The sequence below is a fragment of the Salipiger sp. PrR007 genome, from assembly GCF_010499845.1.
Lineage (GTDB): Bacteria > Pseudomonadota > Alphaproteobacteria > Rhodobacterales > Rhodobacteraceae > Salipiger > Salipiger pacificus_A.
In genome coordinates this window covers 1-1646 of sequence record NZ_JAAGOZ010000099.1, presented here as the reverse complement: position 1 = coordinate 1646, position 1646 = coordinate 1, and the positions used below count along the sequence as shown (strand labels likewise).

At 66.8% G+C, this 1646-nt stretch carries 1 protein-coding gene; it reads right to left on the bottom strand.

Annotation, left to right across the window (positions count from 1 at the left end):
• The coding region (acs, locus tag G0Q01_RS25615) for an acetate--CoA ligase (protein WP_164213965.1) at positions 1-1646 on the bottom strand (1646 nt) is incomplete at both ends.

Sequence of the window (1646 nt, the reverse complement as noted above, 5' to 3'; positions counted from 1 at the left end):
CCTTGTTCGCGCGGTTCTCGATGAGGTCGTCGACGACCGAGGGGTCGGCGAGGGTGGAGGTGTCGCCGAGGGCGCCGTAGTCGTTCTCGGCGATCTTGCGCAGGATGCGGCGCATGATCTTGCCCGAGCGGGTCTTCGGCAGGCCGGGGGCCCATTGGATGAGATCGGGGCTGGCGATCGGGCCGATTTCCGTCCGCACCCAGCTGCGCAGCTCCTTCTTCAGCTCCTCCGAGGGCTCGATGCCGTTCATCAGCGTCACGTAGCAGTAGATGCCCTGTCCCTTGACGCTGTGCGGGTAGCCGACGACCGCGGCCTCGGCGACCTTGGCATGGGCGACGAGGGCGCTTTCGACCTCGGCGGTGCCCATGCGGTGGCCCGAGACGTTGATCACGTCATCGACCCGGCCGGTGATCCAGTAGTCGCCGTCCTCGTCGGCGCGGCAGCCGTCGCCCGAGAAGTAATAGCCCTTGTACTGCTGGAAATAGGTCTGCTCGAAGCGCTCGTGATCGCCCCAGACGGTGCGCATCTGCCCCGGCCAGCTGTCCTTGATCGCCAGCACGCCCTCGGTCGGCCGCTCGGAGATCTCGACGCCCGAGGTCGGCTCGAGCACCACCGGCAAAATGCCGAAGAAGGGCTTCATCGCCGCGCCCGGCTTGGTGGCATGGGCGCCGGGCAGCGGGGTCATCAGGTGGCCGCCGGTCTCGGTCTGCCACCAGGTGTCGACGATCGGGCAATTTCCCTTGCCGATCTTGTCGTTGTACCAGGTCCAGGCCTCGGGGTTGATCGGCTCGCCGACGGTGCCGAGCAGCTTCAGCGACGACAGATCACAGCCGTCGACAAAGCTGTCGCCCTGGCCCATCAGCGCGCGGATCGCGGTGGGGGCGGTGTAGAACTGGTTCACCTTGTGCTTCTCGCAGACCTGCCAGAAGCGGCTGGCGTCGGGCCAGGTCGGCACGCCCTCGAACATCAGCGTGGTGGCGCCATTGGCCAGCGGGCCGTAGACGATGTAGCTGTGGCCGGTGACCCAGCCGACGTCGGCGGTGCACCAGTAGATGTCGCCCTCGTGGTAGTCGAAGACCACCTCGTGGGTGAGGGCGGCGTAAAGCAAATATCCACCACTCGAATGTACAACCCCCTTGGGCTTGCCGGTCGAGCCCGAGGTATAGAGGATGAACAGGGGGTCTTCGGCATTCATCGGCCGCGGCGGGCAATCCGGCGCGGCGGTTTCCATCAGCGCTTTCACGTCGACATCGCGGCCGTCGATCCAGCTGGTCTGGTCGCCGGTGTGCTTGACCACGAGGCAGCGCACCTTGTCCGAGCAGTGCAGCAGCGCGGCGTCGGTGTTGGACTTGAGCGCGGTGCGGCGGCCGCCACGCGGGGCCGTGTCGGCGGTGATGACGATCTTGGCGCCGCAATCGTTGATGCGGTTGGCCAGCGCGTCGGGCGAGAAGCCGGCGAAGACGATGGAATGGATCGCGCCGATGCGGGCGCAGGCGAGCATGGCATAGGCCGCCTCGGGGATCATCGGCAGGTAGATGACCACCCGGTCGCCGCGCATGACGCCCTGCGAGAGCAGGACGTTGGCCATGCGGTTCACCTTGTCGTAGAGCTCGGCATAGGTGATGTGCTGGGCGGGATCCTCGGGG